The organism is Serratia sp. DD3 (assembly GCF_000496755.2).
Genome location: NZ_AYKS02000071.1, coordinates 269,147 through 289,848, shown reverse-complemented (window position 1 = coordinate 289,848; position 20,702 = coordinate 269,147). Strand labels below are relative to the sequence as shown.

Sequence of the window (20,702 nt, the reverse complement as noted above, 5' to 3'; positions counted from 1 at the left end):
ATCTCACCTATAAAAAGCCCGCTGCATGAGCGGGTGTTAATCAGCCAGATCTCCTAGGAAGGCTTCAAGCTCTGATGCATTTTCTTCTTTTGCATCTTCCGTAGCGTTCCAACGCAATAACACATCGGAGATAGACAACGGGTCTTTTGTTCGCTGGGAGTTGTAGACTGCGGCGGTGATTTGCGCGGCACGGTAATCGTTACGCTCATCACCGATGGGGTTTATATGGTCAAAAGCCATCCACAAGCGTAATTCACTAATGCTCACCGACTGGCGCATCTCGCCCAGGGTTTTTCCCAGGCGAAGCGCCAACTTCATCAGGAATTGAGTTTCAGGCTCTAGGACTTTTTTTCGGCATCTGCCGGGGTAGTGCTAAGATCAAGCGCCTGCTTCAGTAGGCGTGCATGCACTGGCCCGTAAATTCCCGCAACCAGCTCCTTGTCATTTGCGGTAAACACATGCTTCCCGCTTTCATCAAGTAGCGCATCAATGAAAAGCACAACATCGGCATCAACGTTGCGCCGAGCAGCCACCGCCGCGCTCAGTTCCCCAGGAACTTCACCTTCTTTCGGGGTGATAATCTGTCGCCACTCCACCCACGCCATGCCGGATGGCTCTCGCAACACCACCGTTGCCCCTTCCCATTCCTCAACTGTGACGGTTTTTGTGCGAAATCCCCCCATTGGGGCCGAGGCCAGCGCCTTCAGATTCAGTTTTTTTCCTGCCATGGGGTGATGTTCCTATTAGGCTGTGACCGTCACGACACACGTAGCGGTTTTCCCGCCGTCCGTAGTCTTAACGGTGATCGTTGATGTGCCGACCGCAAGGGCGGTGATAACACCCGCTGTGCTAACCATGACGTTTGCCGGGTTTGAGGATGTCCAGGTAACAGCCTTGTTTGTTGCCGTTGTTGGGGCTATCGTCGGGGTAAGTTGCAGGCTATTACCAAGAGATACGCTGGCCGTGGTTTTATCTAGAATCACACCTGTTACCGGGATGTTTACCGCAAAGATTCGTATTGGTTTACCGATAATGCGCAGCGTGAAAGAGGCCGAAACAACGCCGGATGTGGCAACGCTCCAACTGTTCTGGCGTACCTCAGCCAGGTAAGCGAACCCATTACCAGACGGAAAGATCACACGAACGGCGCGGCGGGTGTCCGTTTCGTAGGCTGCCATCAGTGAATCTTGAGCGTCATCGTAGGCGCTCCAGTTTTTGTTGATGGTCATTTCAGCCGGTGCCGATAGCCCGTTGGTCATTTCTTTTTCAGTGGAGCAGAGGGTGGTTACTTCGATATCGTCCTTCTGCCCACCCGTATAGCTGAGCTCTTTGGCTGAGCATGATGTGGATAGCCAGGTAATGCCTGCCGGGTTGGCTTCGCTGGCTTCGGTAGCGGAAATGCTCACCACCGTGCCTTGTGTTTTTTCGAACTTAGCTGTCATGAGTTTTCTCCAGACATTAAAAAACCCGCACTTGGCAGGTCGGGATAATGATTATTTTTTGGCTATTGCCAGACTTTGAACTCGAACGAGGCGCGGAAAAGTCCAGTGTCGGGTTCGTGGCCGCTGAACAGGTGTATTTCTACCGGAGACAGAACAGCGATCGCCTGCTCAGCTTTGGCACGGAGTTCCTTCGCTTGGTCAATGCTGCTGGCGTACACGTCGATCTGTGCCAGGTAAGCGGTTTCTGCGGTACCGCAAAATACATCGGCACGATTTTCATCGGGCACCGTGTAGATTATCCACGGTGGCTTTACAGCTGGCATTCCCTCTGGGGTCAACTTGACCACGTAAGGATACGCTTGCCCACCAACCAGCGGTTTTAGCAGCGGGTTGAGATCGGCCTCAGTCATTTTGATAACACCTTGTCGATCGCTTCGTTGGCTTTCGCGAACGCAGCCGCCGCTGCATCATCCTGTCTAGCGTCGAACGCCGGGCGGATGAATGGAACTGCTGGCATATGCGATGTACCCAGTTCGACAAAGCGCCAGTAGAAAGAGTTATTGCGGTTTTCTGCCTTGCCAGCACTGCGAACATGGACACCTGCGACCGCGCCGCCATCATTGGCACGTTGGTTAATGACAACGATATTGCGTTTCAGCTTACCCGTTTTCTCCGGTGCACGCTCCCGAGCCTCGTCACGAAAGACCGTGGCCGCTGCCCGCGTTGCCTGTCGCAACACGTTACGGCTTTCAGCCTTACTCAACACATCCAGATCCTTGGAGATATCGAGCAGCCCGGAAAAATCCAGCCTGGTATCGATCATGGTTTCACCCCACTTTTACAAAGGATCTCCAGCCGGGTTCCCTTCGTATCGGGAATAGGTGGGCCGGTGATTTCCAAAATAGAGCCACGAAACGGGCCGGTAAGGCACAAGAGACGGGAAGATGCTGTAACGTCTGTGCGGTAACGCATCCAGACGCGGATTGTTGCCTCTGCTTTTTCTGCTGCGGATGCCACTAACTCACGCCCGCTAATCCCCATAACTTCAGCACATACGGTTTTTCCATCCTGCCACTCTTCAATTTCAGTGCCGGATGGTAACTCCACCGTGACAAAGTTTTGAATGGTGACGCGGTGACGCAGTCGGCCTGCTTGCATAAATCACCTCATTGGAATAAATCGATAAGGCCCCATCAGTGCTTCAAAGGTATAGGGCAGTGTTGATGTGATGTTGCCGATGTTTACAGGCTCACGGTTTTCGTACCAGTGACCAACAAGAAGCATTAACGCCAGCTTGATATCGTCACTAATCACCACCCCGTCAGCATCATCTTCCGGCACCGCTACATCGTATAAATTTCTGTTAATGAATTTCTCAGCCTTCTTTCGGGCAGCTCCAACATAGATAGTTAAAAGCTGATCCTCAGCAGCATCTTCATAATCTATACGGCACTGAATGCGCAGTTCTTCCAAGGAAGGGATCATTCGTTGACTCCAAAGAAAAACCCGCACGCGGCGGGTTATTTTTTACCTTTTTTTTCTGGCTCTGGCTCTGGCTCTGGCTCTGGCTCTGGCTCTGGCTCTGGCTGCTTGCCAGCATTTTGTTGGCCGCCGCCACCGTCAATGAATTCAATGATCTTGAGCTCACCGGCGATAACTATCGCGCGCTCTGGAAGATCATCCTCCTGGTATTCACCGGCAGGAATGGTTTCAACCACGCAGCCATTCGGCGACCACTTCAACTCTTGCAGTAATTTAAGCATTCGTCACTCCAATTAAAAAAGGGGCCAAAGCCCCTGACGATTAAGCTGTGGTACCAATCTTCAGCAACTTGATGGCCTGTGAGTCAACCAGCATGCCGCCTGTACGCTTGGTTGTGTAGAAGCCCACAAACGGCTTGTTGGTGTATGGATCACGCAGAATGCGGGTACCGATGCGGTCAATGATGGTATAGCCGCGCTTGAAGTTACCGAACGCGATAGCCTTGGCATCTGCTGCGATGTCTGGCATCTGCTCATTTTCAGCGATGCCGTAACCCGCTAGCATGGAAGGCTGGCCAAGCTCCAGCCCTGGACGCCACAGATAGTTACCCTCGGCATCTTTCAGGATGCGCACCTGGAACAGGGAGTTATTGTTCATCATAAACTTAGCGCCACCACGGTGCACTTTGCGCAGGGTGTACACCAGTTTAATGATCGCATCCGCCGTTACACCGGCAGCAGCGCCGGAAGCGATATGCTGTAGCACGCCGAATGCACGGGTTTTATCATCGGTTGGCGCTGAGGCATAGGCCAGGAAACCCTTTGGTTTCAGGACGCCACTCCCGCTGGTAAAGGCGATTTCTTCCTGTTCGGAGAACTCGGAAGCCAGTTCGCTGTTGATCCAGCTTTCGGCGTTAAAGAAGACATCATCAAGCATCATCTGGGTGGCTTGTGGGTTACCGTAGATTTCCCCCATGAACGGAGTGATCTGCCCCAGCTTTGAGGCGTCGGTTGCGGGACGTGCAGCGGTTTCGCCAACCCATCCGGATGCTGTGCCGCCCAAGTTAACCAACTTCTTATAGTCTGATCCACCAATGCTCATAACGTTGGCTTCCTGTCGCATCACAACCTCATCAGCCAGCAGGTCGAGAATGGTGCGATCAAGTTCTTCCGGCACTGCATAGCCGCCATCAGAATCAACGCCAACCTGTAGAGCCTTTTGCTCCAGTTCGCGCAAGCCATCTTCCTTCCCTTTGCGAACGAAGTTCATGAAGGCAGCTTTATGCTCGCTGGCTTCTTTGGTCTGGGTACCGCCGCCAGGGCGCTTGACCTGCTTCAGTTCCTCTTCCAGAGAGGACTTCAGCGCATCCAGTTCTGAAAGCTTACCGTTGAGAGTTTCAACTTCCCCCGCCAGCTTGCCTTTTTCCTGCTCGATAGCTGTCACACGCTTATCGTTCTTTTCCTTGAACTCATCAAACTTCTTCTGAAGATCCTGCGCGACCTGCTCTACATCTTTGATTTCAACTGGCATGGTGTAATTCTCCGAATTTAGAAATTAATAGATTTCAGTATGTTAAGTGCGGTACCTGTATCGTCAGCATCACGCTGAGATAGGGCGCCGTAGCCTTCAGCCATGAAAGCCTTGGCTTGAGAGCGGGATAGCCCAGCGTCGCGCAGGACTCGCTCAATACTTTTTGGTGACGGGGTTTCGCCACGGGAAAATGCCGATTTAACGTCACTCACCCGCGCTTCATCATTTGACGGGAAGGTGACCGGGCTAACCTCCCACAGGTCGATCTCCTTCAAAATGAAGGCATCTTTCGCCCTGTCGTACTCCCAATCATTCAGCATGTAACCAATAGAAAGGCCGGTTATTGAACCGGCCTTCATGTGGGCGTGGGCACGCTTTGCCAGGGGATCATCATCGATGAGTAATCGCCCCTTAACGAACAGGCCGACATCGTCCTCACGCATCTCGGTGTAGACACCGATCGGTTCATCCGATTTATGCTGCCAGAGCATAGCGGGCTGGCTTCCCTTGGCCTTCCAGTTATCCAGCGATTTAACAAATGCTCCCGGAATAACGATGTCGCCGTAACTGTCCTTCACGCCAAAGACTGAGCCATAACCCTCAAACTCACCGGTGTCACTGACCGACTTTAGTTTTAATGGGACGTCCAGCCGCTGCTTAGTCATTGCCATCAGTGTTTTCCTCTATTGGTTTGTTCTTGCTGCTCTCTGTCGGCTTGGTCGTCATGTTCATTGGAGTGAGATAAATATCACCACCGCTGCGCGGGTTAAGCTCTTCCAGTTCCCGGCACTCATTAGGGGAATAAATCCCCCAATTGATCCCGGTGGCATAGGCTTCGAACCGTGACTTCATGTCACCGCGCAGCAGTGCGCCAGCGTTGAACTTGGCGTAAAAGCGGCCTTGCGCGGAGGGTTTGACCAGCCCGACATTGATCCGCTGCTCGATGCGGGTGAGGTAAGGCACCAGGGAGTAGTTGATGAAGCCGATCCCCAGGTTCTCGATATTGTTGAAGGTGGCCCTGTCGGTGTTCTGCACCATGTGGAGCGGAACGCGGAAAATGCGGCAAATCTCTTCAAGCTGAAATTTGCGGGTTTCCAGAAATTGCGCATCCTCTGAACTCAAGCTGATCTGTTGCCACTTCAAACCCATCTCAAGGATCATCGGCTTATGTGCATTTGATAGCCCCTGATGGTTACCTTCAAAATCATTTTTCAGCCGATTGAAAGCCTCATCGGTTAGCACTTGATCGGTTTGTAAAACACCGCTGGTAACAGCCCCGTTCCCAAACAAGCGGGCACCATGCTCCTCGGTAGCCAATCCAAGGCCGATCGCCTGCCGGGCATAGGCAATAGGACTTAACCCCACCAATCCATCCAGCGTAAAAATGCGGACATGCCAGATTTCCTGTTGAGATAGAGAGGCTGTGGTGCCATCTGGGAATGTCACCTGGTATTCTGGCTCCCATTGGCTGTTCAGCTTCGGTACAACGCTGCCTGGGTCGAGAGGCAGCAGTTCGACCACCTCCCCCAGCGCCATGACCTTATAGGCATAAAAGTTGCCGCGCAGACAAAGGCAGGCAACTAGCAGTTCCCAAAACTCCTGAGGGGTCATATAGTCGTTGGGTTTGACTGACAACAGCTTATTCAACCGCTCTTTAACTGCCCGCTTATTCCCTCGCTCGAGCTGCTCGTATAACCCACACGGCAACATACCCACAGACTCAGCCAGCACCCGAACGCAACTGAAAACAGAAGTTAACTGCATCGAGAGCTGAGGACTGATCCGCCTGCCAACGTAAGTCTCATAAGAAAGGCCAATGATTTCAGCCAGTTCTTTTGACGTCATCGGCTTGTCGGCCGACTTTCGAAACATGCCAGGAAAGAACATCAGTCCCCCTTATCCGGCTTTGCTGGATTAAACATTTTTGATACCAGCCATGACCAGAGCAGGCAGAGCAGCCCGGCAACAACAAACCCGGCAGGTTGATAAATCAGCCAAACACCATAGGTCAATAGCAGTACACCAGCCACGCCCACCAGCACGGATAGGGCTGTAATTAGATATAAAACTCTCATTGGGTGACCTTCATTAAAGAGTGCGCAAACCATGGGTTTGAATGTGCTCAGATAGACTTTCAACTGCGCCGCCACCGTTGACAAGCAAGCGGCTCATCCCTGTGAACAAGGCTGTCGGGCCGTCAATCTTGGCTTCGGGTGTGGATTTGTTCGGGAAAATGTTGTCGTTTTTATCCGGCTTCACGGTAACGTTACTCATCATCCAGTTCATTACCGGGTGATTGCTATGATGGAATCGCCCGCCGTAAACCAGCGCCTCAACCTCCTTCATGGCCTCGGAGAAGTTACGCACCGTTTGCGGTACCTCCACCAGCGGCAATCCTTCTTCCGCCAGCGCCAGACTAAACTGGGTGGCACTCCAGGGGTCAAACCCGATTTCACGCAGACTTTCACCGGACACCCACTGCTGCAATTCCTCCTTGATCTGGGCGTGATCGATAACATCCCCATCAGTCAGGATTAGTTTGTCTTGCTCTGCCCACTTGCGGTAAAGCTCAGCCTGCTGGCGGGAGCAGCGCTCTAGTCGCCCTTCCGGTAACCAGAATTTAAAGTCGGCATGCACATGCCCATTATTGGCTTGCCAAATCTTGATGGCGGCGCAAATATCAATCTTGTTGGACAGGTCAACACCCGCCCAACACGGATAGGTCTTCAGTTCATGTTGCGGCGCAATGTATTCACACTTGCCCCACTTCAACATATCCATCCACGCCGACTCTGCGGTAACCCACAGGTTCATGTGTTTGGTGAAGAAATTATGCCGGGCTGAAACCTGCTCGCGGGCCTTCTTCGCCAGGCGGCGCAAATCATCCCAGCGCTTACAAATACCCAGGCCCGGATTAGCCTTCTGCCACACCGTTTCATCGAAGGGATCGTCCTCTTTGTCCAGGGTGAAGATGATGGCGAAAAAGGTATCGTCCTCAAACTGGCCGGTTTCCGCCCCCTGCAGAACCTTGATTGCATAGTCGCGCAGCTCGTAGCAGATGCCCTCTTTGTTGAAGCCCGCTGTTGTGATGCCAAACAACAGAGACTGAAGGCGCGCACCGGTCGCCGTTTCTAGCACATCCCACACATCGCGGGTTTTGTGGGCATGGAGCTCATCAACGATAGCGCAGTGAATGTTCAGGCCGTCGAGGTTATTGGCATCACTGGACAGTGGCCCAAAGCGTGACGAAGTTTGCTCTTGATAGATCGCCAGCTTGTTGAACTCGAACAGCCTGCCCAATGTTGGCTTGGCCTGCTTAACCATGCTCTTTGCATCTTCAAACACAATCCGCGCCTGGTCGCGAGTAGTGGCCGCCGAATACACCTCGGCACCGCCTTCACTATCCGCCCCGGTCATGTATAGCCCAACACCGGAAGACAATGTTGATTTAGCGTTTTTTCGCGCTACTTCGTTGTAAGCGGTGCGGTACCGGCGAACCATCACCGGGCGGCCACTGCCATCATTTCGCAGCACCACTTCTCCGGTGTTCTCATCCACCAGCGGGATGATAAAGCCGAAGATATTGATCAGGATAAAAATGTGCCAGTCCATCAACTCAATCGGTTGACCAGCTAGCGCACCTTTAACGTGCGGAACAAATTTATAGAAATTTAGTATGTGCTGAGCCCTGGCTTCACTAAACGTTATCCCGCGCTCAGGCCCACGTTTCAGATCGTTAAAAAAACGCTTGCACGCCAGCTTGACCAGATCACAAGCAACAATCTCCCCAGCCATGACTCGCTCGGCGTAGCGAATACCATCGGCAACTTTAGCCATTAATCTCTCGCTTTCAGGAATTCAGCCATCGGGTCAACTTTGTCGGGACCAGTGGCATTAACTTTTGAACGGCTGGAGGGAGTCATACCAAACTCGGCAAGCATTGCACGGATGCGTTTCCAAGCATCGGCTTTCATAATTGCTGCTGGGTGGGGTTTGATCATGCGGATTTCACGGTCTTTATCTTCATCGCTATCGCTTTCGCTGTACACGGCATAGGTGTAACCCTCGCGTTCAAGCGTGTCACAGTGATGCCGATATTCGGTATAGGCTTCGACCAGTAATTCCAGGGCTCGCGCGTCGAGTTGAGACATGACCCCAAGCGCGTCAAGTTCCTCCGCCATCCGCTTAAACCAATACTTCCCCTGCTTATCAAAATGCTTGGGAGTTGGGGGTACCCCTGAAGGGGGTTTTGGCTCGTTTTTGTTAATTGCTCGTTTTGATGGGTTACCCCTCACTAAAGTCAGATGGGTCGGGGTTTTCGGTGGCCCTGGCATAATCGAAAACTCCTATTAATCATTACGTGGGGTACCCCAAAAAAAAGTTTCTAACCTGCGGGTGTGTGAGAAAAGGCAAAGCGGCGGTACTTTGGGCCCAGGGCGGCAGGGATTTGCCCCCCTCCCCGTGATGATATTGATTCTCATTTGAGATGGTCGCGGCCCGTCTTCGCCCTATGGCACGGCCAGCACAGGCTTTCGAGGTTTGAATCATCATCGGTACCCCCACGCGCCTTGGGTACGATGTGATCGACGGTTGTGGCTGGTGTTGCCATGCCATTGCGTAGACACTCTTGGCATAGATAGTTATCACGCTTCAGGATGCGAGCGCGGCGGATAGTCCAATCGTTACCGTAGCCACGCTGGTGCCTGCTCTTACCCTGCTGATGCATCTCCCAACCGGTGTTCTGGTGTTCGGTGCAGTAGCCTGAACGGTCGGTGGTGGTATGGCGACAGCCGTGCTTACGACATGCTCTGGGTATTCTGGGTGGCATGAGTGCACCTTCTTTAGCTCGAAAAGTCTATTTCATAGCCCTTCATTAAAGGACTTGAAATTTGGAAGCTCGCCACCATGTTATTTCTGTTGCACCTCAATTAGATGGTGCAACATCCAAAAACAAACGAGGTAATTATCATGAAAGTTAAGGAGTACCTCGCGTTACACGGAAATATCAATCGCATTGTTGAAATGGATGCGGGAGGTATGGGAGCAAATGCGATTGCTGGCACCTTTCAGGATAACGACATCCTGATTAATGCCGATGATGTCCGCTTTGTCCTAGCTCGGTTTCCTGTCTTGAGCAGTAAAGCACTCCCCAAGGCAGTTGCTCGGAAAGCCATTAAAGCTACAAAAATTTTTAATGGTGAAACAGCGTAATGCGATTTCCAAAGCCTACGATTTTGTAGGCTTTTTTGCATTTATTTACCCTCGGTCGTTGACAACCACTTAATTAGCCCCTCAATACGAGAGGCGCACACATCCAGTTCGCTCTGCGCCACCTGCAACGCCATCACCGCATCACCGAACGTTTCACCCGTGAATGGCGTTTGCTCACATTGCTGGAGCAGTGCCGCTGGCGGGTACAGGTAAATAAGTTTCGGTGCCGGTGTGGTTTTATTTGCGCAGGATGTTAATGACGTCATCAGGCAGGCGCTGACGATCGCAATCACTGGACGCCAGCGCATGGCGCAACGTTTTGTTTTCAGCATCGGCCTTTGCCCTCTTCTGCTGTTCAATTTTGAGCTGCTCCTCTGTGGCGCGGCGGTCGTCATTGGCGGCGTTTTTCAGGCCGGTGATTGCCCCGTCACGGTCTTTCACTGCATCCACCAGCGATTTGTTTTCCTTCTGGGCATCATCCAAATCGTCTGATAGCGAAGACGCATACCAACCAAGGAAAATGGCTACCAGCAGCGCCCCCATCAGGATATATTTGCTCATGCTGATAGCTCGAAGTGGGGGCTATCATTTTCGCCCTTTTCTTGCACACTGTTTCCGTTCCAGTCCGCACCCCATACGATTTTCACACCCAACTCGTTAGCGGCTTGAAACATTGCTTTGGAAACACTCTTGAAAGACTCCAGGTTATCCCAGCCTGTAACTGGCAGAAGATCAACGGCCTTCCCTTCAATGTGCTTTGATCTCATCGTCCACGTAACGATTTTACCCGGCTTTGTCCTGCCCTGATCCCATAGCTCTTGTTGCCTGGCTTTAGTGCGGACACCCTCGATCACAGTAAAATCAACAGGGGTAATTTCAATAGCACGACGAACCACTTTGACGAGCTCAGGGTTTACGCCAACGAGATTACTTTCACTGCGCTGGCCAAGTCTGAAATTAGGCATCGCTATCTCTCCTTACTTTGAACAACTGCACTACGTTGCCTTTGGTGCGCAGAACCATCACGCAGAGCACCGCATTGATGAAAAGCTCTGCCGGATCGGTGGTGCCTTCGTATGCACCCATGGCGATACGGATTGCCACAGAGCCAGTGGCCAGAATTAAGCAGTAGGCCAACCAGGCCGCCCATTGAACATGCGCCCCACCATCGCGGCGGAACGTCAGAAGGCGAATGGCGATCACTGCGCAAATGACAGCATTGATTAACGTTTCGGGATCATGAGTTACCATCGCTGCCCCCTTTCTTTTTCAGAAACCCGCCGCCGCTGTTGATCATCATCAGCAGGCGAATGACACAACCGGCGGCCAGTAATGCGCCAGCGGCATCTGCACCCCGGTCATAACCGGCTGGCAGGAAATCAACAATCCATGCCGCAGCAGGCTTATACATCGTCAGCCCGGCTGTAAAGCTGCCGATCGCCAGAATCACGCGGGAACGGATGCCGTACTCCGAGGCGGAAACAACAAACAGGATTGCGCCTGCAAAAGCGCCCAACACAACGTCAGCCGGTAACCCGACAAAGAACGTCATGATCGCTACCCCTGTTACTGCTCCGCCTGCCACGGTTGTTGTTGTGGTAACAGGCTCTGCCATTTTTGCTCCTTTGTTCGCCGTCCAGCGAACGCCGGGCGTTAGAAATGAAAAAGGCCCACCGAAGTGAGCCTATAACGAAAAACCCCAGTGAATACTGGGGTTAGAAAAATAATATCGCATTAAAAGCCCGCGAGGCTGAGCTCCAATACGCCCTACTACCAAGAAACATAGTATTTCTGTAATTCACGACACCATCTAGCGAGTGTTCTAGCTCGGCGATGAGCTGTACTACTGCTAAGTGATGGACAACTTTGCTTCAGAAACTGCTCAGCTTTTGTTGAATCAACCTCAGTTAAGTTTTTTGCGCCGCTCCAGTTTATCCAAGCCCAACCACAAGCACTCATTTCAAAGCTTCTCGCTGCCATCCGATATCTAAGTTCACCGCCTGGATCAACTGATGCAACTTGCTGCCCTAATGCAGATAACGCCCCGTTAGACTCCAGAAAACCAAGGATTTTAGCTGCTTGTCTATAGTATTCAACGTGTCGGGGATCAACGCCCAACCTGTCCTTTGTTATTTCATCACCGTTCCAAGTCATATCGACTATTCTGAATACTTTACCTAAGTCATCAGCCTGAGGAACCTGATATGTTGATACATATTGCAAGGATAACGAAGATATATCCCTGAGATAACGAATCGCATCCGCTTTATATATAACAATTAGTTCGTCTTCATTAAATTTACTTTTAAGCTCAAAGTTAACACTTGTAGATACTATTGCTTCTAGCAATGAGCTAAATGCTTTAACATCTATATCATTTCTTATTAAGTATGGTTTAATGTCTTTCTTATGCAGCATTAAACCACTAACTTCAGATATGAACCTCTCAAACTTTTCCATTTCTGTTGCATGCAAAGATAAAACAAAAGAACCATATCTAGCCGTCAATGGCTGTATGTCACCCTTTATTTCGTTGGTTGAATTAAATGATGAAACTAATTCACTGAACTTTTCACAGACCCTGGTCACATGGTCCAACAATACATTTTTTTTCGCCGCTTTATTGCTTCTCGACACTTTTATTTCATGAGTTGGAATCAAGTCATTATTTAGGTTAATTAGTGAAGCAGAAATAATTTCATCTGCATCAACAAATATGCCAGAATCAGGTAGATCTATACTGGACATTTCCTCTAGAGGCAATGGTGTGATAATTATATCTTTATTTTTATCGAAATGAGTGATTACTTTATAAAATGAGTGTTGTTCAAGCTTAGTTAGCATACCTAACAAATCAACTTTCCCTTTCTCAAAAGCAACGATTCTCATTCTTGAGCAAGGAATAACAAACCATTCATCAGAACTTGATGACGTACCAACCCAATAAACCAAGAAGGAAGTTCCTATTTCATTCTCAGCAGAAAATAACCTAGGTCCATCATACTCTTCATATATATTAACCATCCGTAGTTTTCCAAGGAAGGGGCTTTCTATAAATATATTGTCCATTACTCTGCCTCCCTGAAAAACTTATGCACTTCACAGCCTACCTTTAACCATGCCGTGTAGTGAGCTTTTCCACCTGTTTTTTTGAGCCTCCCCATATGCGGATGAAGTGTACCATAGGCGACTTTCCTAGCACCTAATACATTCTTGAACACTTGGCGTTTTCTCTCAACCGCTTTCCTGTCTGAAAAAAAACTCGTCCCACAGACATTTGCACGAGATTCATCATCTTGACAAGTCAAATACCGTTCGGGTTGCTCCTCGTGCGTTGAAAGAAAACAATCCTGAGCGGGAGGAACACAACAGACTAAACGAAAAAAATCCCCTTGAGCATCAATAGCATCATTAGGGGGTATAGCAATCTGACTAAAGATCGCAGGATAATCTGGAAACAGCAGTTCTTCTTTTGGTTTTGTCGCTGAGTTGGCCATTTTCTTTACCTTGCCGATTCGTAAGATATCTGCCCCTTACGGGTATAATCCATTAATTTTTTACGAATATAACAAAGCTTCTAAATGGAAAATACTATATATCCAACCAGTGAACAAAAATAAACTTACAAAACTATATCTGGTTGTTTTAATCAAAAAACACACTATATGTATGCTAATCAACCACACAACACACTTTTAGCTCAGCAATTTATATCTACCCCTCCCCGCTGAAAGCTGAAAAGCCCGGATTATGCCGAGGCTGATTTACCCATTCGGATAGATCTCCCGAACAGTTTGATCGAATCGCTCCCTTTCCAGCTCCACACCCAGACCAACGCGGCCAAGTTTTATCGCAGCCTTTATTGTTGCGCCCGATCCCATGAAGAAATCGGCCACCACATCACCGGGACGGCTGCTGGCGCTGATAATGTGCTCCATCATTGCCGCTGGCTTTTCGCACGGATGTTTACCGGGGTAATACTGTACCGGTGGGAATGTCCACACATCGGTGTACGGCACATCTACTGAAACGGCGAATGGTCGCCGCAACACTTCATACTCTTTGCTCAACTGCTGATATTCCCTAGCCAGCAGTGCATAATCTTTGGCAAGTTCATGGTGTGGCTTATCTAGCCCTGCAGCCTGATGCGCTTCAATCGCTTTACGTTGGAACAGTGCCTGTAATGCCGAATACTGTTCTTCCGTTGGTAGCTGCCATTGGCTGTCGCTAAACCAGTGACTGGCCATCTGCCGCCCGGTGACCTCATTGATCTCTTTTGCCGACACATTCAGCGCTTGCCTAGCCGATTTGAAATAGTCGATCAGCGGCTTAAAAACGTTTTGCTTTAGCTCTGTGCACTTTGAAGCATGTCCGGTGTCTTTTGGCTGATACGGTCCGGCATAATGCCCGGCAAAAATGATCCGCTCCGTAGCTGGGAAGTAACTCCGCAAACTCTCTTTTCTGCACCCCTGCCAGCGCCCTGATGGTTTTGCCCAGATGATGTGATTCAGAACGTCAAAACGCTGGCGCATCGTCAGTTCGATATCTGCCGACAAGGCATGACCACAAAACAGGTACATGCTGCCGTTCGGCTTCAACACTCGCCAGAACTCGGCAAAGAATTCATCTAACCACGCTAGATACTCTGCTTGGCTGCTCCATTGGTTATCCCAGGCGCACGACTTAACCCGGTAGTACGGGGGATCCGTAGCTATCAGGTCAACGCAGTTATCAGGAAGGGTTTTGATGTATCCGAGAGAGTCAGCATTAACGAGGTTAACACTGTTTAAATTTACAGTATTTTTCATAGATCAAAAGCACCAGATTTGATAGGCTTTCACTGCTGTACAGCATGGGCCTTGGTTTGCTTGTGATCGAACGCATGAGCAGATGGCGGTTTGAGTGTTGCTGCACTTTAACCGTCGCCCATTTCACAACATTACGCCCTGGCAACTGCTGGGGCTTTTTATTGGGTCCAGAAACGACAAAACCCCACCGGAGTGAGGCTTTTTGACTGGATAAGCTACCGACTGAGTAACTACTCTTATCACATTACAATAGTTTTTGCGGACCGCACAACGATTTGATAGTAAATTAAAGCACCGGATGCTGCCACCAGCGATGCCAACATAACCTCAGCGGTCAACCTGAACAGTTTGAAAACCAGAACCTCGCTTAGCCGTGTGTCTATTGTTCGCGGGTAAGACGTAAATACTGAGATAGTAATTTAGTTACCATATTGAGATTGTCCTCTTGCTCTCGCAGCATATATTCCCACTTCCTACCGTGGAACAGGTTATGCCTCAGACGAATGGCAATTTTCATTACAGCATTCGCCATTTCAACTCGTGATGGCTCTTGCTTGTTAAGTGCGTTATAGATTTCTGTCTTTTCTCTTGCATGTGGGCACAGGCTTTCAAGCCTATTCGTTGCATCACCGGCACTTATATATCTTTCTTTGAAATATTCAAACTGTTGTTCTGCATTGATGTCATTATCATCAACTAAAATTGATGCATATTTCTCACTGTTTGCGCCTTTTGCATAACCATCCATAAGCCTTTGCTCTGCAAGAGAAAATACAAGAGTAAACTCAAACAATGCTTGGAGAACCTTCTCGCCAATATCGCCGTTAATACCTAGAAGTTCTGGTATGTGTTCGATGTTAATATACATTTTACCTCCATTAAGTGATCACCTTGCTCGGACTATCACTATTTATTGATTTGGAGGATTATAACGCGATTACTTGGTAGGGGGAGGTGCTGCTACTAGCATGGCGCGATAGATTTGTGAGACGAAAAACATGTTACTCCAAAATGTCGTCTAATGCCTGTCGCCCCCCTGCATCTATCATTCCCTGTGTCGGGGTCATCGGCACCAGCTTATGGTTATCAGGAACCTTAACCTTGGAATGGTCAACCTTTTCGTTGCCATCGCCGTAAGAAGATCGGTTATTACCCCCATCAGTCATCATCCTTGTCCATGACCAACTGCGTATCATTAGGCGGTGTGATAGGCTGGCTTTGATTTTTTAGTATTGTGACATTGGCGGCCCGGAAAGGCCGCTTTTGTTTTATTCGTCCTCTTTATAAACCGGAATAACATTCCTGCTCAAACCTAAGTAATCCTTATGTTCGATGGAAAATTACTCTAAGAGTTACTTATTGTTGTGACAGTGATAATCACCAGTTTTACGGTTTTCATGACAACCATCAGAATTTGTACCACCAGAGTGGGCAAAAACCTGCGTCGAAATACTCATAAACATAGATAGACCAACCAGCAACATCATAAATACCTTTTTCATTCCATCTTCCTTAACATAATTTATAATCATTTGTTTGGTGCCATACCATCAGTCATCGGGATGATGAAAATACGGCCCGTTTAAAGTTGCTGAGAAAATATAGTTAGCAAATAATGATCCTTCCAATGAACATCGTTGTAATAAAAATATTTTTCTTGCTAATAACTACTTTTTTCCACAAATGTGACGAAGCTCTACTTCCGGATCCATTTCCAGTTCTATATCGATCATCGCCAAACATCCTTCAATGAAGTTTTCACCCATCTGGAGCATTATGCGTATCAGCTTTTCATCTCGCTTGTGCTTACGAGCAATGGCCCGCTTAGGGATATTAAAAACGTAATGCTGAACTATCAGCTCATGTTCGTCTGGCCTAAGCGTTTTCAGCCTTGCCATGCACCCCTCGATGATCAAACCGTCATCATCACAGCATGAAAGTCTTGATTTTGATGATTGCGGGAGTAACCCCTTAAAACCTGCGGCAATCGGTGAATAGTCAACACCGCTATGGTCACCAGCAGCCCAACCCCCCCAACGCTCAAGAACCGCCTGAATATCTCTCATAGCCTCACCCCGCATTAAGCAATTGCGCCAAGCGCAACAGACAAATCAAAAAACGCATACCACAGATCAACTTGGCTTCCGTATTCCTGTTCCCACGCCACCATGTCGAGGTGTAGCTCGTCATGGTGGCGCCGGCACAATGGGATTGTTAACAGGTCGTGGGCTTTGGTAGCCATTCCGCCCTGTCCGTGCCCAATAATGTGGTGGGGATCGTCAGCGCTTACCCCACAACAAACACACGGGCGCGATTTCACCCACTGCAAATACTTTGCGTTTTCCCACCGGTGCCGTTTGGGGATCTTCATGAATGCTTGCGGCGGCTCTGGGTCTATTTTTAGTACCTTCGCCGCCTTGGTTGCTTTCTGCTGGACAATTTCACGCGCTGCTGGCGTGTGTGTAATGTCTGCCTCTTTCGTTGTACCGGTTGGTACCGTGTGTGGCTTAACGCGCAGTGAGGCTGCGGCCACTGTTTCTGGTAGCAGATCAAAAAGGTCATGGAGTACAGCCCACCAGCACAATTCAGGAAGCGTTAGCTGGTGGCCTTCCGGTAGCAAAAAATGACTGCGTACATGATCAACGATGAAAGCGGCCCGGTTGGCCCTCGCTATTGCGTCCAGCTTTGGCGTGCTCTGTTCACGCAAAGTGTGATCATGATGCCAACACAACCGGATTGCACTGGTTCCATAGCTTAGGGTCGTCATATTGCGATCATGATAATCGCCATCCCACTGGCATGATGTCATTCGTTCAACCCAGCCAGTAAGCGCTGCAGTACCACCAGCAGCACGCAATACCTTTTCATGCTGATAGAAGAGCTGGAAGCGTGGATCGTTGGCTATCAGTTGATCGGCAGCAGGCAATGGCCCCGATGGCAGTTCGTTAAACTCTCTCGGTTCGGTCGATACCAAGACGCGGCTACCGAACATCGGCAATAGCTCAGCGCCGGGCCTTAAAATCACTTGCCCTAGCTCGCGTACAATGATCGGTGTTAGTAGTCCTCTCACGGCAACACCTCACTGATCAGCAGCTCTACCGATCCACCAGCCTTTACTGGCCCCCACTCCGCAACAATCTTTTTTATCTGACTGTCATCCAACCAGATCCCCGCCTGGGTCATTGCATCAAATAGAGCCTTGAAATAGTTATCCAGATCCCGGCGTGCTTTGTTTGGTGGGCAGAACACGACAGATACGTGAACAGAACCAGTGATTGGCTTGGGGCGGCGGCGTAGTTGCTCAAGCACTCGAGCAATAGCTTCGGCCTGGAATTTACGACCACGATCACTAACAAGGTGACGCCCTTTAGACGCCCCCTTGTTTGGTGCCCGCCAGTAACCGTTTACGCTTGGTGGAAATGGCAGGGTTAACATCATGCGGCCACACTCCCCATTGACTCAGCCATGCTTGCCACTGCTGCTAAAATTTCGTGGCTTGGCATGCGCTCTAACCACATCCTGTTGATATGCGATTTCAATTTATTTTGCTGTGCCGGTGGTAGTTCAACGGCTTGTGGTACCTGCTCAAACATCAGGCCCACTTCAAGTGGCCACACTCTGTTCTCTTCATATGCTGGGATTTCTGCGGTAACTTGCGGTTGCTTTTGTGGTACCAGGCGTTCAGCTTCGCTGCGGATTTGAGCCAGAAACGCATTACCCTGGGCCTCTAACTGTTCACGCTTGACATAGCTCATGGCTGGACCGCGCCAATCTTTATCGAAGATGGCGATAGCCCCGGCGAAAAATGCCCCGGTTGGTATCTGTTTCTCATTGGCTGGAACAAACCACTCTGGAACGTCGAATCCAACTCGCCCACGGATGAAAGCAATGTGATCGGCTTGCTCTGGCCACCATGCTTCAGACGTTGCGGCTTTTATCAGAAATACATACCGACCACCCCGCTCACGCATGTTTATTGTGTGGGCCATGATGTGGCGCATTCCTGTGATGTACTGACCACCATTTTCTTGAGCTCGGGAATATGGTGGGTTACCGAATGCAGCGCCGTGCAACTCTTCCAGCTTTTCTGACCAGTCATGGGTAAGCGCGTTGTCTTCAGCGGTATAGAACGCAGGGCATTTGCTGTTTTTGCCATCTGTAAACAAGTCCAGCACCAAGGGGCCGAACATCGCATTGATACCCCAAAACAGTGGTTCAGGGGTGCGCCACTCGTCGCCAATCTCTTTCAGTTCATGAGTGGGCTGTGAGCGTAGGTCGTTTAGTTTTTCGCAATAGGCGTTCACAGGTTACCCCTCATCTTTTCAGCTTTGGCATACTGCCTTATCAGGTGATAGCGGCTTTCAATATCAAATTGGTCAAGTACCCAGAGCCAACCACGGCGGCGGGCAACGCTGCGAAATTGCATATCATCTGCCCACAAGCAACGCAGTTTGCGCAATTTCCACCAACGGTAAAAACGCTTCATAATGTGGCCCCTTTCTGCTTGGCGCGGATCATCGCTAACAACTCTGCGCCCTTCCGTTGATATTCACCGTCTTTATCCATCAGCTCTGCGGTAGATGGTGCCCGTGTTTTGTTCTCAATCTGAGCTGCAGGAGTTGGTACCGTTTCGCCAGCTGCAATCTTTTTTGTCCAGCGGGTGAGCTGTGCTTGCAGGGCTTTTTTGGTTTCGGCTTCGGTGTGGTTGTAGCGATACATGGCACGGCGTACATCCAGCACAATCCAGTACAAAACAGGTGAGGACCACGGGAACGCCTCGGCGGATTCATAACGATCACGGTTAGCGCAGTACCGCTCGAACTCAGCCAGAGCATCATCAAGACTTGGTAACCCTGCTGCTGTTGAATACGCCTCTTTGCACCAGCCAATAAACTTGCCGCAACTGGGCCAGAAATCGGTGTATTGTTGGCGGGCTATGCGCATGCCTGCCGCTATCTGGGCCTTGGTTGTGATGCCGTTCTCGGCAAATGCCATGATCCACTGCTGCTTCATGGCTCCCGTTTCTTCTGGGGTCCGGCGTCCGGTAGAAAAAATCTGCGCGAGATTGAGGAACAACTGATCAACCAGCTTCTCAGCCAATGGGTTAACTACGCGCTGATTGTCTTTTGGCAGGTACTGAGCCAATGCCCCCGCATCACGGTTTTGGATTGCTGCAAAAACTTGGTTGTTCATAGCACTCCCTCCCATGCTTCCGGGCTGTTCCAGTGCGGTGATTGCTGGGCAGGTTGAACCCACTTGCCATTCACGCAAGCTGGGCGACCGCTGGCACGCCATTTCTTGGCCTTCTCGAAATATTCAGCGCAGTTTTCAGGGCCAAACAGCGTTCTGGGGCGCAGGTAATCACCCATCTTGGGATCTTCAAGCCACTTGGCTGTTAGGTAATCCACAACCAAGATCAGGTCTTCGGCGCTGTAGTCCTCGCCAAGTCTCCCGCGTATGTAACCCATCGTGGTTTTGCCATCGCGATAGCTTGAGTTGGTTACTTGGTTGAAATGATCAAGAACTTGCTGTGCGGGGTCGTCAGTTTCCGCAGGAAGCTGACAAGATCTTTTACCTGATGGATCTTGTTTTGATTTTACTGACGGATCGTATCCAGATTCTGGAGGGTCAAAAGTCCTTTTTTTGCTGGATTTTGACGGGTCAGATTTTGAGGCGTCAGAATTTGATACATCAGAATTTGATACCTCAGTTTTTGAGGTGTCAGATTCTGGATGGTGAGCATTAGCAGCGGCCCGTAACTTCTCAACGTTTAGTTGAGTCATGCTGGACGTATTGCGATTGCCTTGGCGGCGTTGTTTCCGTGTTATCCAGCCTTCTTCTACAAGCTTTGCCAATGCCGCGCTTACCGTGCTTTCGCTTGCGCCAATCTGGCGGGCGATAGTCTTGGTGGATGGCCAGCATAAGCCCTCATCGCTGCTGAAATCAGCCAGACGGGCCATGATTGCCACCATTGATAACTTCATGCCCGCCGCCGCGCAGCCGTCCCAGACGTATGCAGTTAATTTTGTGCTCATGCATCTATCCTTTTGAAACGTGCCCGGAATATGATTAGGGGTGACGCGCACTCCCACTCGTAACCCGTGCGCTTGTAAATAACCCGCTGGCCTAGGCGGTCGTAGCCAATAACGTGCACAACAATGCCGTTCCGGTCGCGGTAGTATCTGTCGAGTTCTTCAATTAGCTTTGCCATCAGTCCGCCGCCTACGTT

Annotated in this window: 35 protein-coding genes and 1 pseudogene; 1 reads left to right on the top strand and 35 read right to left on the bottom strand. The window is 49.9% G+C overall.

Going from position 1 to position 20,702, the window contains the following annotated elements; all coding sequences use genetic code 11:
* Window positions 1-36 precede the first annotated feature (36 nt).
* The 16 genes and pseudogenes from IO95_RS13825 to IO95_RS13755 form a co-directional block, all read right to left on the bottom strand.
* Window positions 37-318: a DUF4035 domain-containing protein gene (locus IO95_RS13825; protein WP_023490562.1), complete on the bottom strand. Its 282-nt coding sequence runs from the start codon at window positions 316-318 to the stop codon at window positions 37-39.
* 20 nt (window positions 319-338) lie between these two features.
* Window positions 339-728: a phage tail assembly chaperone gene (locus IO95_RS13820; RefSeq protein WP_023490561.1), complete on the bottom strand. Its 390-nt coding sequence runs from the start codon at window positions 726-728 to the stop codon at window positions 339-341.
* Between the two features lie 15 nt (window positions 729-743).
* A complete protein-coding gene (locus IO95_RS26505) occupies window positions 744-983 on the bottom strand; it encodes an Ig domain-containing protein (RefSeq protein ID WP_369794355.1) in 240 nt (79 codons plus the stop codon).
* Between the two features lie 21 nt (window positions 984-1,004).
* Window positions 1,005-1,442 (bottom strand): annotated as a pseudogene (locus IO95_RS26500) (phage tail tube protein); the annotation flags it as partial.
* 62 nt (window positions 1,443-1,504) lie between these two features.
* On the bottom strand, window positions 1,505-1,852 hold the full coding sequence (locus tag IO95_RS13810; protein ID WP_023490559.1) for a DUF3168 domain-containing protein: 348 nt from the start codon (window positions 1,850-1,852) through the stop codon (window positions 1,505-1,507).
* On the bottom strand, window positions 1,849-2,265 hold the full coding sequence (locus IO95_RS13805; RefSeq protein WP_023490558.1) for an HK97-gp10 family putative phage morphogenesis protein: 417 nt from the start codon (window positions 2,263-2,265) through the stop codon (window positions 1,849-1,851). The genes IO95_RS13810 and IO95_RS13805 overlap by 4 nt, the downstream gene beginning before the upstream one ends.
* Window positions 2,262-2,600 carry a phage head closure protein gene (locus IO95_RS13800; protein WP_023490557.1) on the bottom strand — a complete coding sequence of 113 codons (339 nt, stop codon included), beginning with the start codon at window positions 2,598-2,600 and terminating at the stop codon, window positions 2,262-2,264. Before IO95_RS13800 ends, IO95_RS13805 begins: the two co-directional genes overlap by 4 nt.
* Before the next feature lie 3 nt (window positions 2,601-2,603).
* A complete protein-coding gene (locus IO95_RS13795; RefSeq protein WP_023490556.1) occupies window positions 2,604-2,927 on the bottom strand; it encodes a head-tail connector protein in 324 nt (107 codons plus the stop codon).
* 35 nt (window positions 2,928-2,962) lie between these two features.
* Window positions 2,963-3,205, bottom strand: coding sequence for a hypothetical protein (locus IO95_RS13790; protein ID WP_023490555.1), 243 nt, complete (start codon window positions 3,203-3,205; stop codon window positions 2,963-2,965).
* 40 nt (window positions 3,206-3,245) lie between these two features.
* Window positions 3,246-4,454 (bottom strand): phage major capsid protein, encoded by a 1,209-nt coding sequence (locus tag IO95_RS13785; protein WP_023490554.1) that lies wholly within the window; start codon window positions 4,452-4,454, stop codon window positions 3,246-3,248.
* A gap of 17 nt (window positions 4,455-4,471) precedes the next feature.
* The gene (locus tag IO95_RS13780) at window positions 4,472-5,125 is read right to left on the bottom strand and encodes an HK97 family phage prohead protease (protein ID WP_023490553.1); all 654 of its coding nucleotides are present in this window, start codon (window positions 5,123-5,125) and stop codon (window positions 4,472-4,474) included.
* Window positions 5,112-6,341 carry a phage portal protein gene (locus IO95_RS13775; RefSeq protein ID WP_023490552.1) on the bottom strand — a complete coding sequence of 410 codons (1,230 nt, stop codon included), beginning with the start codon at window positions 6,339-6,341 and terminating at the stop codon, window positions 5,112-5,114. Before IO95_RS13775 ends, IO95_RS13780 begins: the two co-directional genes overlap by 14 nt.
* Window positions 6,341-6,529 (bottom strand): hypothetical protein, encoded by a 189-nt coding sequence (locus tag IO95_RS13770; RefSeq protein WP_023490551.1) that lies wholly within the window; start codon window positions 6,527-6,529, stop codon window positions 6,341-6,343. Before IO95_RS13770 ends, IO95_RS13775 begins: the two co-directional genes overlap by 1 nt.
* A gap of 13 nt (window positions 6,530-6,542) precedes the next feature.
* Complete coding sequence (locus IO95_RS13765) at window positions 6,543-8,291, bottom strand: terminase large subunit (protein ID WP_023490550.1); 1,749 nt, start codon at window positions 8,289-8,291, stop codon at window positions 6,543-6,545.
* Window positions 8,291-8,788, bottom strand: a complete 498-nt coding sequence (locus IO95_RS13760; RefSeq protein ID WP_023490549.1) for a phage terminase small subunit P27 family — start codon at window positions 8,786-8,788, stop codon at window positions 8,291-8,293. The genes IO95_RS13765 and IO95_RS13760 overlap by 1 nt, the downstream gene beginning before the upstream one ends.
* A gap of 143 nt (window positions 8,789-8,931) precedes the next feature.
* Window positions 8,932-9,282 carry an HNH endonuclease gene (locus tag IO95_RS13755; protein WP_023490548.1) on the bottom strand — a complete coding sequence of 117 codons (351 nt, stop codon included), beginning with the start codon at window positions 9,280-9,282 and terminating at the stop codon, window positions 8,932-8,934.
* Window positions 9,283-9,422: 140 nt separating this feature from the next.
* Between IO95_RS13755 and IO95_RS13750 the strand changes: the two genes are divergently transcribed.
* Window positions 9,423-9,665 carry a hypothetical protein gene (locus tag IO95_RS13750; RefSeq protein ID WP_023490547.1) on the top strand — a complete coding sequence of 81 codons (243 nt, stop codon included), beginning with the start codon at window positions 9,423-9,425 and terminating at the stop codon, window positions 9,663-9,665.
* Window positions 9,666-9,706: 41 nt separating this feature from the next.
* Here IO95_RS13750 and IO95_RS13745 read toward each other — a convergent pair whose 3' ends face one another.
* The 19 genes from IO95_RS13745 to IO95_RS13670 form a co-directional block, all read right to left on the bottom strand.
* Entirely contained in the window at window positions 9,707-9,931 is a 225-nt protein-coding gene (locus IO95_RS13745; protein ID WP_051791233.1) for a hypothetical protein, read from the bottom strand.
* Window positions 9,903-10,226, bottom strand: a complete 324-nt coding sequence (locus tag IO95_RS23535) for a DUF2570 family protein (RefSeq protein ID WP_023490546.1) — start codon at window positions 10,224-10,226, stop codon at window positions 9,903-9,905. Before IO95_RS23535 ends, IO95_RS13745 begins: the two co-directional genes overlap by 29 nt.
* Complete coding sequence (locus tag IO95_RS13740) at window positions 10,223-10,630, bottom strand: M15 family metallopeptidase (RefSeq protein ID WP_023490545.1); 408 nt, start codon at window positions 10,628-10,630, stop codon at window positions 10,223-10,225. Before IO95_RS13740 ends, IO95_RS23535 begins: the two co-directional genes overlap by 4 nt.
* Window positions 10,623-10,916, bottom strand: a complete 294-nt coding sequence (locus tag IO95_RS13735) for a phage holin family protein (protein ID WP_023490544.1) — start codon at window positions 10,914-10,916, stop codon at window positions 10,623-10,625. Before IO95_RS13735 ends, IO95_RS13740 begins: the two co-directional genes overlap by 8 nt.
* Window positions 10,903-11,280: a putative holin gene (locus IO95_RS13730; RefSeq protein WP_023490543.1), complete on the bottom strand. Its 378-nt coding sequence runs from the start codon at window positions 11,278-11,280 to the stop codon at window positions 10,903-10,905. The genes IO95_RS13735 and IO95_RS13730 overlap by 14 nt, the downstream gene beginning before the upstream one ends.
* 155 nt (window positions 11,281-11,435) lie before the next feature.
* Window positions 11,436-12,734: a DUF6575 domain-containing protein gene (locus IO95_RS13725; RefSeq protein ID WP_037385675.1), complete on the bottom strand. Its 1,299-nt coding sequence runs from the start codon at window positions 12,732-12,734 to the stop codon at window positions 11,436-11,438.
* Window positions 12,734-13,162: a hypothetical protein gene (locus IO95_RS13720; protein WP_037385672.1), complete on the bottom strand. Its 429-nt coding sequence runs from the start codon at window positions 13,160-13,162 to the stop codon at window positions 12,734-12,736. Before IO95_RS13720 ends, IO95_RS13725 begins: the two co-directional genes overlap by 1 nt.
* A 267-nt stretch (window positions 13,163-13,429) precedes the next feature.
* Entirely contained in the window at window positions 13,430-14,473 is a 1,044-nt protein-coding gene (locus IO95_RS13715) for a site-specific DNA-methyltransferase (RefSeq protein ID WP_023492270.1), read from the bottom strand.
* A 379-nt stretch (window positions 14,474-14,852) separates the two neighbouring features.
* The gene (locus IO95_RS13710) at window positions 14,853-15,341 is read right to left on the bottom strand and encodes a hypothetical protein (protein WP_037385670.1); all 489 of its coding nucleotides are present in this window, start codon (window positions 15,339-15,341) and stop codon (window positions 14,853-14,855) included.
* Between the two features lie 133 nt (window positions 15,342-15,474).
* Complete coding sequence (locus IO95_RS25635) at window positions 15,475-15,642, bottom strand: hypothetical protein (RefSeq protein ID WP_023492311.1); 168 nt, start codon at window positions 15,640-15,642, stop codon at window positions 15,475-15,477.
* Between the two features lie 183 nt (window positions 15,643-15,825).
* Complete coding sequence (locus IO95_RS25235) at window positions 15,826-15,975, bottom strand: YHYH domain-containing protein (protein WP_023492310.1); 150 nt, start codon at window positions 15,973-15,975, stop codon at window positions 15,826-15,828.
* 165 nt (window positions 15,976-16,140) lie between these two features.
* Window positions 16,141-16,539, bottom strand: a complete 399-nt coding sequence (locus IO95_RS13705; protein ID WP_037385780.1) for an antiterminator Q family protein — start codon at window positions 16,537-16,539, stop codon at window positions 16,141-16,143.
* A gap of 14 nt (window positions 16,540-16,553) precedes the next feature.
* Window positions 16,554-17,543, bottom strand: coding sequence for a DUF968 domain-containing protein (locus IO95_RS13700; protein WP_023492308.1), 990 nt, complete (start codon window positions 17,541-17,543; stop codon window positions 16,554-16,556).
* Window positions 17,540-17,911, bottom strand: a complete 372-nt coding sequence (locus IO95_RS13695) for a RusA family crossover junction endodeoxyribonuclease (protein ID WP_023492306.1) — start codon at window positions 17,909-17,911, stop codon at window positions 17,540-17,542. Before IO95_RS13695 ends, IO95_RS13700 begins: the two co-directional genes overlap by 4 nt.
* Window positions 17,908-18,777: a phage N-6-adenine-methyltransferase gene (locus IO95_RS13690; RefSeq protein ID WP_023492304.1), complete on the bottom strand. Its 870-nt coding sequence runs from the start codon at window positions 18,775-18,777 to the stop codon at window positions 17,908-17,910. Before IO95_RS13690 ends, IO95_RS13695 begins: the two co-directional genes overlap by 4 nt.
* Window positions 18,774-18,959, bottom strand: coding sequence for a hypothetical protein (locus IO95_RS13685; RefSeq protein ID WP_023492302.1), 186 nt, complete (start codon window positions 18,957-18,959; stop codon window positions 18,774-18,776). Before IO95_RS13685 ends, IO95_RS13690 begins: the two co-directional genes overlap by 4 nt.
* On the bottom strand, window positions 18,956-19,666 hold the full coding sequence (locus IO95_RS13680) for a replication protein P (protein WP_023492300.1): 711 nt from the start codon (window positions 19,664-19,666) through the stop codon (window positions 18,956-18,958). The genes IO95_RS13685 and IO95_RS13680 overlap by 4 nt, the downstream gene beginning before the upstream one ends.
* Window positions 19,663-20,508 (bottom strand): conserved phage C-terminal domain-containing protein, encoded by an 846-nt coding sequence (locus IO95_RS13675; RefSeq protein ID WP_023492298.1) that lies wholly within the window; start codon window positions 20,506-20,508, stop codon window positions 19,663-19,665. Before IO95_RS13675 ends, IO95_RS13680 begins: the two co-directional genes overlap by 4 nt.
* On the bottom strand, window positions 20,505-20,684 hold the full coding sequence (locus tag IO95_RS13670) for a DUF4222 domain-containing protein (protein ID WP_023492297.1): 180 nt from the start codon (window positions 20,682-20,684) through the stop codon (window positions 20,505-20,507). The genes IO95_RS13675 and IO95_RS13670 overlap by 4 nt, the downstream gene beginning before the upstream one ends.
* Between the last annotated feature and the right edge of the window lie 18 nt (window positions 20,685-20,702).

Excerpts from the sequence above, each read along its gene's own strand:
- IO95_RS13710 (WP_037385670.1), bottom strand. The coding sequence starts at position 15,341 with ATGTATATTAACATCGAACACATACCAGAACTTCTAGGTATTAACGGC.
- IO95_RS13715 (WP_023492270.1), bottom strand. The coding sequence starts at position 14,473 with ATGAAAAATACTGTAAATTTAAACAGTGTTAACCTCGTTAATGCTGAC.
- IO95_RS13770 (WP_023490551.1), bottom strand. The coding sequence starts at position 6,529 with ATGAGAGTTTTATATCTAATTACAGCCCTATCCGTGCTGGTGGGCGTG.
- IO95_RS13740 (WP_023490545.1), bottom strand. The coding sequence starts at position 10,630 with ATGCCTAATTTCAGACTTGGCCAGCGCAGTGAAAGTAATCTCGTTGGC.
- IO95_RS25635 (WP_023492311.1), bottom strand. The coding sequence starts at position 15,642 with ATGATGACTGATGGGGGTAATAACCGATCTTCTTACGGCGATGGCAAC.
- IO95_RS13810 (WP_023490559.1), bottom strand. The coding sequence starts at position 1,852 with ATGACTGAGGCCGATCTCAACCCGCTGCTAAAACCGCTGGTTGGTGGG.
- IO95_RS13790 (WP_023490555.1), bottom strand. The coding sequence starts at position 3,205 with ATGCTTAAATTACTGCAAGAGTTGAAGTGGTCGCCGAATGGCTGCGTG.
- IO95_RS25235 (WP_023492310.1), bottom strand. The coding sequence starts at position 15,975 with ATGAAAAAGGTATTTATGATGTTGCTGGTTGGTCTATCTATGTTTATG.
- IO95_RS13720 (WP_037385672.1), bottom strand. The coding sequence starts at position 13,162 with ATGGCCAACTCAGCGACAAAACCAAAAGAAGAACTGCTGTTTCCAGAT.
- IO95_RS13755 (WP_023490548.1), bottom strand. The coding sequence starts at position 9,282 with ATGCCACCCAGAATACCCAGAGCATGTCGTAAGCACGGCTGTCGCCAT.
- IO95_RS13760 (WP_023490549.1), bottom strand. The coding sequence starts at position 8,788 with ATGCCAGGGCCACCGAAAACCCCGACCCATCTGACTTTAGTGAGGGGT.
- IO95_RS13675 (WP_023492298.1), bottom strand. The coding sequence starts at position 20,508 with ATGAGCACAAAATTAACTGCATACGTCTGGGACGGCTGCGCGGCGGCG.
- IO95_RS13735 (WP_023490544.1), bottom strand. The coding sequence starts at position 10,916 with ATGGTAACTCATGATCCCGAAACGTTAATCAATGCTGTCATTTGCGCA.
- IO95_RS13685 (WP_023492302.1), bottom strand. The coding sequence starts at position 18,959 with ATGAAGCGTTTTTACCGTTGGTGGAAATTGCGCAAACTGCGTTGCTTG.
- IO95_RS13725 (WP_037385675.1), bottom strand. The coding sequence starts at position 12,734 with ATGGACAATATATTTATAGAAAGCCCCTTCCTTGGAAAACTACGGATG.
- IO95_RS13775 (WP_023490552.1), bottom strand. The coding sequence starts at position 6,341 with ATGTTCTTTCCTGGCATGTTTCGAAAGTCGGCCGACAAGCCGATGACG.
- IO95_RS13730 (WP_023490543.1), bottom strand. The coding sequence starts at position 11,280 with ATGGCAGAGCCTGTTACCACAACAACAACCGTGGCAGGCGGAGCAGTA.
- IO95_RS13670 (WP_023492297.1), bottom strand. The coding sequence starts at position 20,684 with ATGGCAAAGCTAATTGAAGAACTCGACAGATACTACCGCGACCGGAAC.
- IO95_RS13745 (WP_051791233.1), bottom strand. The coding sequence starts at position 9,931 with ATGACGTCATTAACATCCTGCGCAAATAAAACCACACCGGCACCGAAA.
- IO95_RS13765 (WP_023490550.1), bottom strand. The coding sequence starts at position 8,291 with ATGGCTAAAGTTGCCGATGGTATTCGCTACGCCGAGCGAGTCATGGCT.
- IO95_RS13680 (WP_023492300.1), bottom strand. The coding sequence starts at position 19,666 with ATGAACAACCAAGTTTTTGCAGCAATCCAAAACCGTGATGCGGGGGCA.
- IO95_RS13750 (WP_023490547.1), top strand. The coding sequence starts at position 9,423 with ATGAAAGTTAAGGAGTACCTCGCGTTACACGGAAATATCAATCGCATT.
- IO95_RS13705 (WP_037385780.1), bottom strand. The coding sequence starts at position 16,539 with ATGAGAGATATTCAGGCGGTTCTTGAGCGTTGGGGGGGTTGGGCTGCT.
- IO95_RS23535 (WP_023490546.1), bottom strand. The coding sequence starts at position 10,226 with ATGAGCAAATATATCCTGATGGGGGCGCTGCTGGTAGCCATTTTCCTT.
- IO95_RS13820 (WP_023490561.1), bottom strand. The coding sequence starts at position 728 with ATGGCAGGAAAAAAACTGAATCTGAAGGCGCTGGCCTCGGCCCCAATG.
- IO95_RS13695 (WP_023492306.1), bottom strand. The coding sequence starts at position 17,911 with ATGATGTTAACCCTGCCATTTCCACCAAGCGTAAACGGTTACTGGCGG.
- IO95_RS13795 (WP_023490556.1), bottom strand. The coding sequence starts at position 2,927 with ATGATCCCTTCCTTGGAAGAACTGCGCATTCAGTGCCGTATAGATTAT.
- IO95_RS13800 (WP_023490557.1), bottom strand. The coding sequence starts at position 2,600 with ATGCAAGCAGGCCGACTGCGTCACCGCGTCACCATTCAAAACTTTGTC.
- IO95_RS13825 (WP_023490562.1), bottom strand. The coding sequence starts at position 318 with ATGAAGTTGGCGCTTCGCCTGGGAAAAACCCTGGGCGAGATGCGCCAG.
- IO95_RS13780 (WP_023490553.1), bottom strand. The coding sequence starts at position 5,125 with ATGGCAATGACTAAGCAGCGGCTGGACGTCCCATTAAAACTAAAGTCG.
- IO95_RS13785 (WP_023490554.1), bottom strand. The coding sequence starts at position 4,454 with ATGCCAGTTGAAATCAAAGATGTAGAGCAGGTCGCGCAGGATCTTCAG.
- IO95_RS13805 (WP_023490558.1), bottom strand. The coding sequence starts at position 2,265 with ATGATCGATACCAGGCTGGATTTTTCCGGGCTGCTCGATATCTCCAAG.